Origin of the sequence: Candidatus Devosia phytovorans, from assembly GCA_029202405.1 — a bacterium.
Classification (GTDB): domain Bacteria; phylum Pseudomonadota; class Alphaproteobacteria; order Rhizobiales; family Devosiaceae; genus Devosia; species Devosia phytovorans.
Genome location: CP119312.1, coordinates 3247967 through 3261939 on the forward strand (window position 1 = coordinate 3247967; position 13973 = coordinate 3261939).

13 protein-coding genes are annotated in these 13973 nt (G+C 62.7%); 8 read left to right on the forward strand and 5 right to left on the reverse strand.

Annotation, left to right across the window (positions count from 1 at the left end; translation table 11 throughout):
- Nucleotides 1-4: 4 nt before the first annotated feature.
- A complete protein-coding gene (gene argB / locus P0Y65_16025; protein WEK03684.1) occupies nucleotides 5-907 on the forward strand; it encodes an acetylglutamate kinase in 903 nt (300 codons plus the stop codon).
- A gap of 51 nt (nucleotides 908-958) precedes the next feature.
- On the opposite strand, the gene P0Y65_16030 is transcribed toward argB, so the two are convergent.
- Complete coding sequence (locus tag P0Y65_16030; protein WEK03685.1) at nucleotides 959-2446, reverse strand: DHA2 family efflux MFS transporter permease subunit; 1488 nt, start codon at nucleotides 2444-2446, stop codon at nucleotides 959-961.
- 17 nt (nucleotides 2447-2463) lie between these two features.
- On the reverse strand, nucleotides 2464-3063 hold the full coding sequence (locus tag P0Y65_16035) for a TetR/AcrR family transcriptional regulator (protein ID WEK03686.1): 600 nt from the start codon (nucleotides 3061-3063) through the stop codon (nucleotides 2464-2466).
- Nucleotides 3064-3370: 307 nt separating this feature from the next.
- Between P0Y65_16035 and P0Y65_16040 the strand changes: the two genes are divergently transcribed.
- The 4 genes from P0Y65_16040 to P0Y65_16055 all read left to right on the forward strand — a co-directional run bounded on the left by P0Y65_16040 (nucleotide 3371) and on the right by P0Y65_16055 (nucleotide 7714).
- Entirely contained in the window at nucleotides 3371-3532 is a 162-nt protein-coding gene (locus tag P0Y65_16040) for a hypothetical protein (protein WEK03687.1), read from the forward strand.
- 424 nt (nucleotides 3533-3956) lie between these two features.
- Nucleotides 3957-5480, forward strand: coding sequence for a threonine ammonia-lyase, biosynthetic (ilvA, locus tag P0Y65_16045; protein ID WEK03688.1), 1524 nt, complete (start codon nucleotides 3957-3959; stop codon nucleotides 5478-5480).
- A 192-nt stretch (nucleotides 5481-5672) separates the two neighbouring features.
- Complete coding sequence (locus P0Y65_16050) at nucleotides 5673-6923, forward strand: hypothetical protein (GenBank protein WEK03689.1); 1251 nt, start codon at nucleotides 5673-5675, stop codon at nucleotides 6921-6923.
- A gap of 101 nt (nucleotides 6924-7024) precedes the next feature.
- Nucleotides 7025-7714 carry a pyrimidine 5'-nucleotidase gene (locus tag P0Y65_16055; protein ID WEK03690.1) on the forward strand — a complete coding sequence of 230 codons (690 nt, stop codon included), beginning with the start codon at nucleotides 7025-7027 and terminating at the stop codon, nucleotides 7712-7714.
- A 10-nt stretch (nucleotides 7715-7724) separates the two neighbouring features.
- Here P0Y65_16055 and P0Y65_16060 read toward each other — a convergent pair whose 3' ends face one another.
- The gene (locus P0Y65_16060; GenBank protein WEK03691.1) at nucleotides 7725-8093 is read right to left on the reverse strand and encodes a VOC family protein; all 369 of its coding nucleotides are present in this window, start codon (nucleotides 8091-8093) and stop codon (nucleotides 7725-7727) included.
- A 136-nt stretch (nucleotides 8094-8229) separates the two neighbouring features.
- Here P0Y65_16060 and P0Y65_16065 point away from each other — a divergent pair, with 136 nt between their 5' ends.
- Nucleotides 8230-10107 carry an ABC transporter ATP-binding protein gene (locus P0Y65_16065; GenBank protein ID WEK03692.1) on the forward strand — a complete coding sequence of 626 codons (1878 nt, stop codon included), beginning with the start codon at nucleotides 8230-8232 and terminating at the stop codon, nucleotides 10105-10107.
- Here the strand turns inward: P0Y65_16065 and P0Y65_16070 are convergent.
- The gene (locus tag P0Y65_16070; GenBank protein ID WEK03693.1) at nucleotides 10104-11093 is read right to left on the reverse strand and encodes an oxidoreductase; all 990 of its coding nucleotides are present in this window, start codon (nucleotides 11091-11093) and stop codon (nucleotides 10104-10106) included. The genes P0Y65_16065 and P0Y65_16070 overlap by 4 nt on opposite strands.
- A 109-nt stretch (nucleotides 11094-11202) precedes the next feature.
- Between P0Y65_16070 and P0Y65_16075 the strand changes: the two genes are divergently transcribed.
- Together P0Y65_16075 and P0Y65_16080 are read left to right on the forward strand one after the other, a co-directional pair.
- On the forward strand, nucleotides 11203-11523 hold the full coding sequence (locus tag P0Y65_16075) for a metalloregulator ArsR/SmtB family transcription factor (GenBank protein ID WEK03694.1): 321 nt from the start codon (nucleotides 11203-11205) through the stop codon (nucleotides 11521-11523).
- Nucleotides 11524-11599: 76 nt separating this feature from the next.
- Nucleotides 11600-12661 carry a cation diffusion facilitator family transporter gene (locus tag P0Y65_16080; protein WEK03695.1) on the forward strand — a complete coding sequence of 354 codons (1062 nt, stop codon included), beginning with the start codon at nucleotides 11600-11602 and terminating at the stop codon, nucleotides 12659-12661.
- On the opposite strand, the gene P0Y65_16085 is transcribed toward P0Y65_16080, so the two are convergent.
- Entirely contained in the window at nucleotides 12658-13908 is a 1251-nt protein-coding gene (locus tag P0Y65_16085) for a D-amino acid dehydrogenase (GenBank protein WEK03696.1), read from the reverse strand. The genes P0Y65_16080 and P0Y65_16085 overlap by 4 nt on opposite strands.
- Nucleotides 13909-13973 lie beyond the last annotated feature (65 nt).

The following is a 13973-nucleotide window of genomic DNA, read 5'->3' on the forward strand; positions in this document are numbered from 1 at the left end:
GTTCATGACCGAAGAGACTAGCTCGACCGACCGCTTCAGCCACGACGCCGGTATTCTGGCACAGGCTCTGCCCTATATGCAGCGCTATGAGGGCAAGACCGTCGTGGTGAAATACGGCGGCCATGCCATGGGCGACGCCAAGCTCGGCCAGGCCTTTGCCCGCGATATCGCGCTGCTCAAGCAGAGCAAGGTCAACCCGATCGTGGTGCATGGCGGCGGGCCGCAGATCGCCTTGATGCTGGCAAAGCTGGGGATCGAATCCAAGTTCGAGGGCGGGTTGCGCGTCACCGACCAGCGCACCATGGAAGTGGTCGAAATGGTTCTGGCCGGCTCGATCAACAAGGAAATCGTCGCGCTGATCAATGCCGAGGGCGAATGGGCCATCGGGCTCTGCGGCAAGGACGGCAACATGGTTTTTGCCAAGAAGGCGCAGAAGACCGTCAAGGACCCGACCTCCAATATCGAGAAAGTGCTCGACCTCGGTTTCGTCGGCGAGCCGGTGGAAGTCGATCGCACGCTGCTCGATCTGCTGGCCCGGTCGGAAATGATTCCGGTGATTGCTCCGGTGGCACCCGGCCGCGACGGCAATACCTATAATATCAATGCCGATACGTTTGCTGGCGCCATTGCCGGCTCGCTCGGCGCCAAGCGCCTGCTGTTTTTGACCGACGTGCCCGGTGTGCTCGATCGCAATGGCAAGCTGATCCCGGAACTGTCCGTGCGTGAGGCCAAGGAGCTGATCGCCGACGGGACCATCTCGGGCGGCATGATCCCCAAGGTCGAGACGTGTCTTGAAGCGCTGGACAATGGCGTGGAGGGTGTCGTGATCCTCAACGGCAAACAGCCCCATGTCGTGCTGGTGGAACTGTTCACCGAATTCGGTGCCGGCACGCTGATCGTGCGCTAGCCTGATCGCGCCCCGGAAATTCAAAGGCCGCCCCGTGGGGCGGCCTTTTTGTTATGCCTCGACGGCCACATGCTGTGGCGCGGCATGACCCTGCAGCTTTCTGGGCTTCTTGAAAAAGAAGGCCAGCAGCAGGACCAGGGCGAAGGAAATCACCTGATACCAGAGGGCATGGGCGGCCGAGCCGGCAAAGGCAGCATGGGGCACTGCGCCCGAGGCCATGTCATTGGTGAGGCTGGTGAAGAAGAGTTCGCCCACCAGCGCAACGCCGAGCGCACCACCGACCTGCTGGAAGGCCTGCAGCGAGCCCGAACCGGCGCCCGCATCGCGCGGCGGCACATTGGCCAGCACCAACTGGAACAAGGAGGAAAAGCCGAGGCCCAGCCCGATGCCGGCAATCAGCAGCGGCGGCAGGAAGCTCCAGTGGTCGATGGTGTCGCCAACGCCGGCGATGATGAAATGCAGCCAGCCGATGCCGAAAGTCAGCATGGCGCCAGCGGCAGCGAGGCGGCCGCGCAGGTAGTTGGCGCCGAAACGGCCCGCGATGAAGGAGGCGATCAGCACGCCGACCGAGAAGGGCGTGTTGGTGAGGCCCGATTCAAGCGGGGTAAAGCCGAAACCACCCTGCAGCAGCAGCGAGATGACCATGAACATGCCCGGAATGCCCGAGGCGAAGATGGTCACCACCATGGCGCCGAACATGAAATCCTTGTTGGTCAGGAGATCATAGTTGAGCAGCTGCGGTTTGCCGGCTTTGGCGCGGGCACCCTGATAGAAGAAGAAGGCGACGAGGCCGGCAAGGCCGGCGACGATCATGGCAAAGGCCCAGAGCGGCCAGCCGAAGGCGCGGCCCTCGACGATGGGGAAGACCACCGCGATCAGCGAAATGCCGAACAGGGCAATGCCGGCATAGTCGTTCTTGAGATCGGGGTGACCGGGCACGCGCGGGATCAGATAGAGACCGGCCACGACAGCGGCGATGCCGACCGGGATATTGACGAGGAAGATCGGCTGCCAGTCCATGCCGAAGAGTTGGGCATCGATCAGCAGGCCACCGACGATGGGGCCGCAGACCGAGGCGAGGCCGGCGGAGAGACCGAAGAGCGAAAAGGCCTGACCGCGCTCCTGCGGCGGGAAGGTCACCGTGGCGATGGCGAGCACCTGCGGCGTCATCATGGCGCCAGCCAGGCCCTGCAGGATGCGGGCGGCGATCAGGAATTCGATATTGGGCGCCATGCCGCACAGCGCCGAGGCCACGGTGAAACCGCCGACGCCCCAGAGGAAGAGCGTGGTGCGGCCGAGGATATCGCCGAGGCGACCGAAGGGCAGCAGGCCCAGAGCGAAGGCGAGGATATAGGCAGCGACGACCCATTCGATCTGGGTGTCGCTGGCGCCAAGGCCGGTGCGCATGGAGGGCAGCGCGACATTGACGATGGTGACGTCGATCAGGTTCATGAAATTGGCGATGAGCAGCACCACCAGCGCCACCCAGCGGCGCGGATCGGGCGTGGCAGGCGCCCCGGGATTGTGAGTTGCAGACATGGCGTTTTCCTTGGGGCTCAGGATGTTCGAATAAAGGCGCGCTCGAGTTCGGCGAAGGCCGTGTCGAGCAGTTGCGGGGTTGTGTCGGGGCGGCGCCAGCAATCGGCCAGGGCGCCCGTGGTGATCATGGCGGCGGAATCGGGATCGAGGTCCGGCCGGAACGAGCCATCGGCCAGTCCCAGGCGGAAAATGTCGGCGAACTGGCTGCGCCAGTATTGATGCATGGGCAAGACGATCTCTGCGATGACCGCATCACGCCGTGCCCGTTCGACAAGTTCTGTCAGTATGATGATGAGATCGGGCATGTCGGTCGTGGTTTCGCGGAAATCGGCGAATTCCATGTGCAGTTGCGCCAGCGCCGTCTTGCCCTGGCGCGGATGCCGCAAGGCCTGGGCGCGGAAATCGTGACGGATGCTTTCGGCGACCAGCGCCACCAGCGCCTCCTTGGAGGGCACGTGGTAGTGCAGCGTGGCGATATTGATACCGACACGGGCGGCGATATCACGCGTGCGCAGGCCTTCGAGGCCCTTTTCGACGATGATCGCCCGGGCCGCCATGGCAATGGCTTGGCGACGGTCATCACCGCTTTCGCGTCTGTGGGAGTGGTCGATTGTCATGCTTACCTCGCCGGGACGGCTTCTATACTCCCGCCGAGGTATTCAATCAATCAGATGATTGAGGCAAATTTGTCGTCTGCGCTATCTGTCTCTGGGACACAGATAAATTTCGTTCGCTTAGCGCATGTTATAGCCGAGCCGGTGGGAAATCGGGGACTAGGGAGTGTTACGCGTGTCACCCGCCCGGCCTGTTTCACCGCACTTGCAACGGTCGAAATCCGAGCCTGGCTCAAAAACCACCATAGGCGGGCCATGCCCGCAACAGCGATGTTTGATGCCACTCTCTCGCGACTTACACCATATCAATATGTCTTTCCCCTGCCCCCATTGCGGTCATGTCATCACCAAGGAAGGAAGCTGGTTTCGCGCCCGCGCCCATTATCCCTGCCAGGCCTGCCGCCAGGAGGTGAAGCTGAACTACGCGGACAAGGTGGCGCTGTTTGCCAGGCACGCCGGGACGATCGAGTAGCGATCTCGCCATTTCCGGGCGAGTTTTTTGATGAAGCCACAGCGCTTTATCAAATAGTTTTCCCCGCCCTCCGGGATCTCCCCCATACTCTGCCCATTCCCGTCAGACACGCGGTGCCGACGCAGCACCGGGCGGGGAGGCTGGAGATGGGGGCGCCCATTTGGCCGGGCTGAAAGTCGGCACCTGGGCTTGCGATAATAGTCCCCGGTGAGTTCCGGACCCGGTGAGAAAACTCCAGGCCGTGACGGGCGGCCATTGGCTCGCACTTCACTAGTAGTTTCTGGGCCAATGGCCGCCCGTCATCCGTGAAAACCGCAAGGCGAAGGCCGGGGCGGCGTTTCCGCACGCCGGTCGTTCGGCGCGGCTTCCGAACTTGACAATATCCCGTGCCGGGTCTCCATCAGCCCAAGCTTTGGAGTGCCCCATGCAAGACTATGTTCGCCGCATCCTCACCTCATCGGTCTATGAAGTGGCCGAGCAGACGCCGCTCGAGACGATGAACCTGCTGTCGGCGCGGCTCGGGGCCGATGTGCTGCTGAAGCGCGAGGATCTGCAGCCGGTCTTTTCCTTCAAGATCCGCGGCGCACATAACCGTATTGCCCAATTGACCGAAGAGGAGCGCGCCCGCGGCGTGATCTGCGCCTCGGCGGGCAATCATGCGCAGGGCGTGGCGCTGTCGGCAACGCGCATGGGCATTCGCGCTGTGGTCGTCATGCCGACGACGACGCCGATCATCAAGGTGGGGGCGGTGCGCCGGCTGGGCGGCGAGGTCGTGCTGTTCGGCGACGGTTTCGACGCGGCGCGCGCCCATGCCGCCGAGCTGGCGGAAAAGCATGGCTATGTCGTCGTCCATCCCTTCGATGACCCCGATGTCATTGCCGGTCAGGGCACCGTGGGGCTTGAATTGCTGCGACAACATCCGGGCGAAATCGGCGCCATCTACGTCCCAATCGGCGGCGGCGGACTGGCGGCCGGCATTGCCGCCATGGTCAAATTCCTGCGCCCGGACATTCGCGTCATTGGCGTCGAACCTGAAGAAGCCGCCAGCATGAAGGCGGCGATCGCTGCCGGCCATCCGGTGGCGCTCGACCAGGTGGGGCTGTTTGCCGATGGTGTGGCCGTGCGGCAGGTGGGCGACGAAACCTTCCGGCTGTGCCGCGACCTGCTCGACGATATCGTCACCGTAACGGCCGACGAGATCTGCGCCGCGATCAAGGATATTTTCGATGACATGCGCGCCATTGCCGAGCCGGCCGGCGCGCTGGCCCTGGCCGGGCTGCGGCGTCAGGTCGAGACGGGCGATGCGCCACGCGGGGCGCTGATCGCCATCAATTCGGGCGCCAATGTCAATTTCGACCGGCTGCGCTATGTCGCCGAACGCGCCGAGATCGGCGAGCGGGCCGAGGCATTGCTGAGCGTTGCCATTCCCGAGCGGCCGGGCAGCTACCGCGCCTTCATCCGCCTGCTCGGCCAGCGCTCGATCACCGAGTTCAACTATCGCTACGCCCATGGGGCCACCGCCAAGATCTTCGTCGGCATCAAGCTCAGCCGCGGCGACCAGGAAAAGCAGGAGATCATCTCGCTGCTGGAAAACCACGGCCTTGGCGTCACCGACATGACCGACAATGAAGTGGCCAAGCTGCATGTCCGTCACATGGTGGGCGGGCGCGTCGAGGCGTTGAGCGACGAGGTGGTCTATCGCTTCCAGTTCCCCGAGCGTCCGGGCGCCTTGCTCAAATTCCTCGAAGGGCTCAATGATGAGTGGAACATCTCGCTGTTCCACTATCGCAATCACGGCGCCGACTATGGCCGTGTGCTGGTGGGCGTACAGGTGCCGGCGGCGACGCGTGAGGACTTCATCGCCCATATCGAGGCCATCGGCTTTCCCTATTGGGAGGAGACGGAGAACCCGGCCTATCAACAGTTTCTCGATCACCAAGGTGCGTGACGCGGCAAACGTCACAACTGTGTCGCAGCTGTTATGATGCAATAAACCGACAATAGAGGCAGCTGGCCGCTTTGTGGCCAGAATCTATTGCAATTCAACGCTCAAGGAGCCATCTGCCCAGTGCGGGCGTTGGTTCTACTGTCAAGAAATGCGCCCACCCGACAATCAAACCAAACAATGCCGGAGATGACGATGAGGACCAACCAGACTGCCCGCCTGCTGCTGTTGAGCAGCGTCGCGACTGTCGCCATGATGACCACTGCCAACGCTCTGGAGGCGCAGGCCTTCGTTGATCGTTTCGCCGAGGTCTATGGCCATATCGGTTATGATCTGGAATTTGGTGCGGCAACTCTGGATGGCGATACAGTCACTGTCGATGGCGTGACCGTCGGCTTCACCGGCCCCGAGACTGACGACCTCGAGCCGATGGTCTTCGATACCGAGATCACCTTCGAGGGCGTGACCGACAATGGCGACGGCAGCTATTCCGTCTCCGCGATGACCATCCCCGACATCGACAGCGAATTCGTTGAAGACGACATCACCGGCCATATCACGCTGGGCGACATTCGTGCCGACAACCTCTACCTGCCCGCTGGCGACACGGTTCCGGCCGTGATGACGCTGCAGCTGCTGGAATCGATCAGCACCGGCCCGCTGCTGCTGACCCGCAATGGCGAGGAAGTGCTCTCCGTCGACTCCATGGAAGCAGTTTCCACCTTCAATCCGCAGCAGGGCACGGTCGACCTGGTCGATGTCAGCTCGACGCTCAACATCGCCGGCATTTCGCTCGATCTGTCGACCGTCAGCGAGGAAGACCCCTCTGCTGGCGCCGTGATTGAAGCGCTGGGCCTCACCACCATCAGCGGCGACATCACCCAGGACTTCTCCTGGTCGATGGCCGACGGCAAGATGACGCTGGGCGAATTCCTGTTCGACTTCGCCGATGTCGGCGCGCTCAACATCACCGGCGAATTCACCGGCTTCACCCCGGCCGTGCTCGATCAGCTCTACGCCATGTCGACCAGCATGGGCGAAGAAGGCGAGATGACCGAGGAGCAGTCCCAGGCCCAGATGATGCAGGGCATGGCCATCATGCAGGGCGTCAATATCGTCAACACTGCGGTGCGCTATGACGATGCGGGCCTCGCGCCCAAGCTGCTCGACTTCTTCGCGGCCCAGTCGGGCGGCGATCGTGCTGCCTTCGTCGAAATGCTCAAGGCGCAGCTGCCTGCCATGCTGGCCGGCACGGGAATTCCGGCGCTCAACGACGTCGTGATCCCGCCGGTGGAAGCCTTCCTCGACGATCCGCAGAGCATCGAAGTCAAGGTCGCGCCGCCGTCGCCGACCTCGCTGCTGGTGCTGATGGCTGCCGCTGCCAACCCGGCCGGCCTGATCGACGCGCTTGGCCTCGTCATCGAAGCCAATACGGCTGCCGAGTAATCTGAGCATCGGGAACGGCGCCCTGCGCCGTTCCTGCCCCTGATGGCGCGGAGTTTATCCCCACCTTCATAAATCGGCGCTATAGTGTGCGGATGAACGACATGACGCCGCAGCGCAGCCTGAGCCACATTACCGATTGGGTGTTCGATCTGGACAACACCCTCTATCCGCGCACCTGCAATCTTTTCGCGCAGATCGATATCCGCATCACCAATTACGTGATGGATCTGACCAGGCTCGATTTCGACGCGGCCCGTGTGTTGCAGAAGACCTATTACCGCGATTTCGGCACGACGCTGAACGGGCTGATGCAGCAGCACAAGATCGATCCGGACCACTTCCTCAACACGGTCCATGCCATCGACTATTCACCGGTCGATGCCCATCCCGATCTGGTCGATGCCATCCGCGCCCTGCCCGGCCGCAAGTTCATCCTGACCAATGGCGATGTCAGCCATGCCCGCTCGGTGCTGAAGCGCCTGGGGGGCGACGACATTTTCGAGCATGTGCACGATATCCGCGCCATGACCTATGTGCCCAAGCCGCACAAGGCAGCCTATGACGGGTTCTTCGCCCTGCATGGCATAGACCCGACCCGCGCGGTGATGTTCGACGATCTCGAAAAGAACCTCGTTGTGCCGCACGACATGGGCATGTCGACGGTGCATGTCGTGGCCGGCGAAGATTTTGCCCACGAGCAGATCGATGCCTGGGAGATGGCCCGCGCCACCGGCCCGCATGTGCATCACATCACAGACGATCTGGCGAAGTTCCTGCGCGAACGGCCCTGAGCGGCGCGCCCTACATATTGTTGAGATGCAGGATGTTTCCGTCCGGGTCCTTGAACCAGACCATTTTCATCTCGCCGGCTGAATGGATGCCATCCTTGTAGTCCATGCCCGGATACTGCTCGAAGCTGACGCCCTTGGACCTGAGGTCGGCAACGATGCTTTCCACCTCGTCGTCGACGCCCCAGGCCACTGCATTGGCCTGATTGGTGCCGGCGAAATCGGAGACATAAACGACCAGGGTGGTACGGCCGGTCTGGAAGGTCATGACGTTCGCGTCTTCATGGGTCAGTTTCAGCCCTAGCGTATTGGCATAGAAGTCGCGGGCACGGGCCATGTCGCTGACGGCGACGATGGCGCTGGAATCCTTGTCCTTGAACATTTTCATCTCCTCGCTCTGTCTCAACGCAACGTCAGAGGGCGCTGGGTAGTTCAAAGACGGCCAGCGCCGGGCCGACCCGACTGCATTGCCGCGAATTTAGTTTCCCCGCCCCATCGCCCAGAGCTATCATCACGTCATGACCGATCTCCCCGGGCGCCGTCCCCCGCCCACACCTGACACGCCTCCCACCTTTCGCGAACGCCTCGACAATATCCGCCATCTCGGGCGGCTGGTGGCGCAGATCTGGCGCACCAGCCCCTTCCTGACCGCAGCCAGCATCGGGTTGCGGCTGGTCGCATCGCTGCAGCCGGTTGCCGTGCTCTATGCAGCCAAGCTGATTGTCGACGAAGTCGTCCGATTGAGCGGCATCACCCCGCCCGGCGCCAGCTTTGGCGACTGGTGGGTCAGTGGCGAGCTCAACCATGTGCTGTTGCTGCTGGGCTTCGAGTTCGCGCTGGTGCTGGCCAATGATTTCATCGCCCGCGCCACGGGGCTTGTTGATTCCATTCTCTCCGAGCTCCATGCCAACCAGGTCAGCGTCGAGCTGATGGCGCATGCGGCGCGGCTCGATCTGATGCATTTCGAATCCGCGGAATACCAGGACCGGCTGGAGCGGGCGCGTCGGCAGGCGGCGGGGCGCAATGCCCTGCTCAGCCAGATGTTCGGCCAGGCGCAGGACATCATCACCGTCATCACGCTGGCGGCAGGTCTGTTCTTCTATGCCCCCTGGCTGATCCTGCTGCTGCCGCTGAGTTTCGTGCCCGCCATCTGGGGCGAGACGCGGTTCAATACGCTGGCCTATTTCATGAGCCGCTGGCGCACGCCGGAGCGGCGCGAGCTCGAATATATCCGCTATGTCGGCGCCACGCCCGAGACGGCCAAGGAGATCAAGCTGTTTGGGCTGGGCGAATTCCTCATCGCCCGCTTCAAGACCCTGGCCAATACGATCTATCTCGAAAACCGCAGCCTCTCGACGCAGCGCGCGGCCTGGGGCGCACTGTTCTCGTCGATCTCGTCGCTGACCTATTATGGCGCCTATGGCTTCATCGTCTGGCGCACGATCACCGGCGATTTCACCATCGGCGACCTGGCGTTCCTCTCGGGCTCGTTCCTGCGGCTCAACGGATTGTTCCAGAAGATCCTCCTCGGCTTTACCGCCATTGCCGGCCAGTCGATGTATCTCGATGACCTGTTCTCGTTTTTCGAGATCGAACCGACGATCCTGTCGCCGGTGAAACCGAAACCGTTTCCGTCGCCAATCCGGCAGGGCATAAGTTTCGAAAATGTTGGCTTTCGCTATCCCGATACCGAAGGCTGGGCGATAAGGCATCTGAGCTTTACCCTCCAGGCCGGCGAGACGCTGGCGCTGGTGGGCGAGAATGGCGCGGGCAAGACGACGATCGTCAAGCTGCTGGCGCGGCTCTACGACCCCGACGAGGGGCGTATCACCGTGGATGGCATTGATCTCAAGCAATTGTCGGTCAGCGATATCCACGCCCATATCGGGGTGATTTTCCAGGACTTCATCCGCTACAGTTTCAGTGCCCGCGAGAATATCGGCGTCGGGCTGATCGAGCATCAGGACGACATGGCGCGGATCGGCTCAGCGGCCGAGCGCAGCCTTGCCGATGCGGTGATCGCCAAGCTGCCAGAGGGCTATGACCAGCAATTGGGGCGCCTGTTCAAGAAGGGCCGCGACCTCTCGGGTGGCGAATGGCAGAAGGTCGCCATCGCCCGGGCCTACATGCGCGACGCCGATCTGATCATTCTCGACGAGCCCACAGCGGCGCTCGATGCCAAGGCGGAGGCTGAAGTGTTCAGCCGGTTCAAGAGCCTCGCCTCGGGCAAGACAGCGGTCATCATTTCGCACCGCTTCTCGACCGTGCGCATGGCCGACCGGATCCTGGTGCTGGAGAATGGCGCCATCCTAGAATCCGGCTCGCATGAAGACCTGCTGGCGCTGCGCGGACGTTACGCGGAACTGTTCGAACTGCAGGCGGCGGGCTATCGCTAGGCTGGTTTGACGATCAGCCGTCCCTTGACCTCACCGGCAAGGATGCGCTGCGCCGCCTCGGGCAATTGTTCGAGGCTGATTTCCTCGACCATGCCGGCATAGGCCCCGGCATCGAACAATGTGCCGAGGCGTTGCCAGGCCGCGAGGCGCGGGCCTGCCGGGCGCATGACGCTGTCGATTCCAAACAGACTTATCCCCCGCAGGATGAAGGGGAGTACAGTGGTGTCGAGTTCAACCCCGCCAGCCATGCCGATGCTGGCCACGAGGCCATCGTAATTGACCTGTTTCAGCGCCTTGCTCAGCACCTTGCCACCGACATTGTCGATCACCGCAGCCCAGCGCGAGGCTTCGAGCGGCCGGTCCGGCTGCGCGAGAAACTCCTCGCGATCGACAATGGTCCCGGCGCCGAGAGCGCGGAGGGCGTCGGCATGCTGAGGGCGGCCGGAGAGAGCCGCGATCTGGTAGCCGAGCTTGTGCAGCAGCGCGATGGCGATTGTGCCCACGCCGCCAGCTGCGCCCGTGACCAGCACGTCGCCGCTACCGGGCCGCAGACCGGCTTCTTCGAGCTTGTCCACGGCCAGCATGGCGGTGAGACCAGCCGTACCAATCACCATGGCGTCGCGGGTGGAAAGGCCCTCCGGCAGCGGCACCAGCCAGTCACCACTGACGCGGGCGCGTTCGGCATAGCCGCCCCAATGGGTTTCGCCGACGCGCCAGCCGGTGAGCACGACTTTGTCGCCCGCCGTGAAGCGCGCATCCATGCTGTCGCGAACCGTGCCGGAGAAGTCGATGCCGGCGACATGGGGAAAGTCGCGCACGAGGCCCCCCGTGCCGGTGAGGCAGAGTCCGTCCTTGTAGTTGAGGCCGGCCCAGTCGATGTCGACCGTGACATTGCCATCGGGCAGGTTGGAGTCATCCAGCGTCTGGACGCTGGACGTTACCTTTCCATCAGCCTGTTTTTCCGTCAGCAGGGCGCGGAATGTCATGGTCGACTCCTTATGGTTTTTCGCCAGCTTGGCACGATGCGCTCCCTGGGTCACCCTCTGGCGCGGTGTGGCGAAGCGTCTTACCTATGGGTCAGCAAGCCCTCGAGACATGACCGTGACCACGCCCAACGACGAACAGATCACCGTGATTGCCGAAACCTATCGCCTGCTCGGCGATCCAACGCGGCTGCGCATCCTTCTGGCATGCCTGGCGGGTCCCATCGCCGTTGGCGATATCGCCAAACTCGCCAATGCCTCGCCTTCTTTGGTCAGCCACCATCTGCGTCTCTTGCGCGGGGCACGGCTGGTGCGCGGAACGCGACAGAACAAGCAGGTGTTTTACCAGACAGCCGACGAGCATATCGCCCATATGCTCACCGACATGATCGAGCATGCGATTGAAGAGCACGACGAGACCAGCGACACCTGACCGCAGCCTCGGCGTGAAAATCACCTTGCACAAACATATGAACATGTATTCATATGAAGCAAGTGAGGAGTGAGCCATGACAAGCGGCAGGAATTCGGCAGGAGCGGCGGTGGGGCATGAGCATGCCGGGCACGAGCATGACGACCATGACCACCATGAGCATGAGCCACATGAGCACGACCATGCTGGCCGTGACCACGCGGGACACGATCATTCCGGCCACGATCATGCCGGGCATAGCCATGCGCCGACGGTAAGCGCGGGCAATGAGCGGGTGGTGCTGATCGGCTTCCTGCTGACCGCCGGCTTCATGTTCGCCGAGGTGATTGCCGGCGTGCTGTCGGGCTCACTGGCGCTGATCGCCGATGCCGGACACATGCTGACCGACGCCGCCGCCCTGCTGCTGGCCTGGGCTGCCTTCCGCTTCGGGCGCCGGGCGTCGGATACCAAGCGGACTTTCGGCTATATGCGGCTCGAAGTGGTGGCGGGGCTGATCAATGCCGTGACGCTGTTCATCCTCGTCGGCTGGATCATCCATGAGGCGATCCAGCGCTTCATGACGCCCCACGAGGTGCTGGCCGGCCCGATGTTCGTGGTCGCCGTGCTGGGGCTGGTCATCAACGTGGCCGTGTTCATCGTGCTGTCGCGCGGCGACAAGGAACACGTCAATATCCGCGGCGCCATGGTGCATGTGCTGGGCGACCTGCTCGGGTCGGTTGCGGCCATTGTCGCCGCCATCACCATCTGGCTGACCGGCTGGATGCCGATCGATCCGATCCTCTCGGTGCTGGTGTCGCTGCTGGTGTTGCGCAGCGCCTGGAAACTGTTCCGGGGTTCGCTGCATATCCTGATGGAAGGCACGCCGGGCAATGTGGTGGTGGAAGACCTGAGCCAGGCGCTGGTCGCCAAGGTACCAGGCCTCAAGGCAGTGCGGCATATCCATGTCTGGTCGATCACTTCGGGTAAGCCGGTGGCGACGCTGGAGGTAGTGCTGGACCAGGGTGCAAACGCACCGGCGGTGACGCAGGGAGTCAAGGCGGCGCTGCGTGCCGATTACGCGATCACCCATTCGACCGTGGAGATCGTCTGGGACGAGAAGGCGCCAAATTGCGCCCTCGCCCCCGAGGCCATTCCCTAGTAACGGCCCGGTCCCAGGTCGGCGATGTCGATATCGGGCCGCGTGCCGCTGACGAGGTCCGCCATGATACGCGCCGAGCCGCAGGCCATGGTCCAGCCGAGCGTGCCGTGACCGGAATTGATGAAGAGATTGCCCAGCTTCGAGGCGCCAATGATGGGGGTGCCATCCGGCGTCATCGGCCGCAGGCCGGTCCAGTAACTGGCGCTGATCGTGTCGCCGGCACCGGGGAACAGCTCGTTGACGCAATGGGCCAGGGTATCGCGACGGCGCGGCGGCAGGTGTGTGGTATAGCCCGAGAGCTCGGCCATGCCACCGACGCGGATGCGGTCGCCAAGGCGGGTGACAGCGATTTTGTAGGTCTCGTCAAGCACGGTCGAGACCGGCGCAGCGCCGGCATCCACGATCGGCGCGGTGATGGAGTAACCCTTGACCGGATAGATAGGCAGATCGATCCCCACTTGGCGCGCCAAAATGGGCGAAAAGCTGCCGAGCGCCATTACATAGCGGTCGCCCTTGATCAGGCCGGCGCTAGTCCGGACGCCCCTAACCTGGCCGCCCTCGATATCGAGACCATCAATTGTGGTGCCATAGCGGAAGGTGACGCCCAGTTGGGCCGCGAGGTCGGCGAGACGGTTGGTGAAGATATGACAATCGCCGGTCTCGTCACCGGGCAGACGCAAGCCACCGGCAATATCGGCGGGCGAATTGGCGAGACCCGGTTCGGCGGCAATGCAGCTTGCACGATCCAGCACCTCGTAGCTCACACCATATTGGGTAAGGACCTCGGTGTCCTTGTGGGCGCCATGGACCTGCTTCTGGGTGCGGAACAGTTGCAGCGTACCCTGGGTGCGCTCGTCATACTTGATCCCGGTATCGGCACGCAGGGCGATCATCACGTCGCGGCTATATTCGGCGACACGGACCATGCGGGCCTTGTTGATCGCATAGCGCCCGGCCGTGCAATTGGTCAGCATCTGGAGGATCCAGCGGACCATATAGGGATCGAGATTGGGCTTCAGGATGAGCGGCGGATGCTTCATCATCAGCCATTTGATGGCCTTCTGCGGGATGCCGGGACCGGCCCAGGGCGAGGCATAACCAGGAGAGACTTCACCCGCATTGGCGAAACTGGTTTCGAGCGCCACGCCCGGCTGGCGCTCGATGACTTCCACTTCGTGACCGGCCTTGGCCAGATAGTATGCCGACGTGACCCCAATCACGCCGCCGCCCAGAATAACGACCTTCAACGCTGCCTCCAAATCGGTGACTGCAGTGATGATGGTCCAAATGCATGGCGCTGTCGCCATGCATT

Excerpts from the sequence above, each read along its gene's own strand:
- P0Y65_16050 (WEK03689.1), top strand. The coding sequence starts at position 5,673 with ATGAGGACCAACCAGACTGCCCGCCTGCTGCTGTTGAGCAGCGTCGCG.
- P0Y65_16035 (WEK03686.1), bottom strand. The coding sequence starts at position 3,063 with ATGACAATCGACCACTCCCACAGACGCGAAAGCGGTGATGACCGTCGC.
- P0Y65_16070 (WEK03693.1), bottom strand. The coding sequence starts at position 11,093 with ATGACATTCCGCGCCCTGCTGACGGAAAAACAGGCTGATGGAAAGGTA.
- P0Y65_16040 (WEK03687.1), top strand. The coding sequence starts at position 3,371 with ATGTCTTTCCCCTGCCCCCATTGCGGTCATGTCATCACCAAGGAAGGA.
- ilvA (WEK03688.1), top strand. The coding sequence starts at position 3,957 with ATGCAAGACTATGTTCGCCGCATCCTCACCTCATCGGTCTATGAAGTG.
- P0Y65_16080 (WEK03695.1), top strand. The coding sequence starts at position 11,600 with ATGACAAGCGGCAGGAATTCGGCAGGAGCGGCGGTGGGGCATGAGCAT.
- P0Y65_16030 (WEK03685.1), bottom strand. The coding sequence starts at position 2,446 with ATGTCTGCAACTCACAATCCCGGGGCGCCTGCCACGCCCGATCCGCGC.
- P0Y65_16060 (WEK03691.1), bottom strand. The coding sequence starts at position 8,093 with ATGTTCAAGGACAAGGATTCCAGCGCCATCGTCGCCGTCAGCGACATG.
- argB (WEK03684.1), top strand. The coding sequence starts at position 5 with ATGACCGAAGAGACTAGCTCGACCGACCGCTTCAGCCACGACGCCGGT.
- P0Y65_16065 (WEK03692.1), top strand. The coding sequence starts at position 8,230 with ATGACCGATCTCCCCGGGCGCCGTCCCCCGCCCACACCTGACACGCCT.
- P0Y65_16075 (WEK03694.1), top strand. The coding sequence starts at position 11,203 with ATGACCGTGACCACGCCCAACGACGAACAGATCACCGTGATTGCCGAA.
- P0Y65_16055 (WEK03690.1), top strand. The coding sequence starts at position 7,025 with ATGACGCCGCAGCGCAGCCTGAGCCACATTACCGATTGGGTGTTCGAT.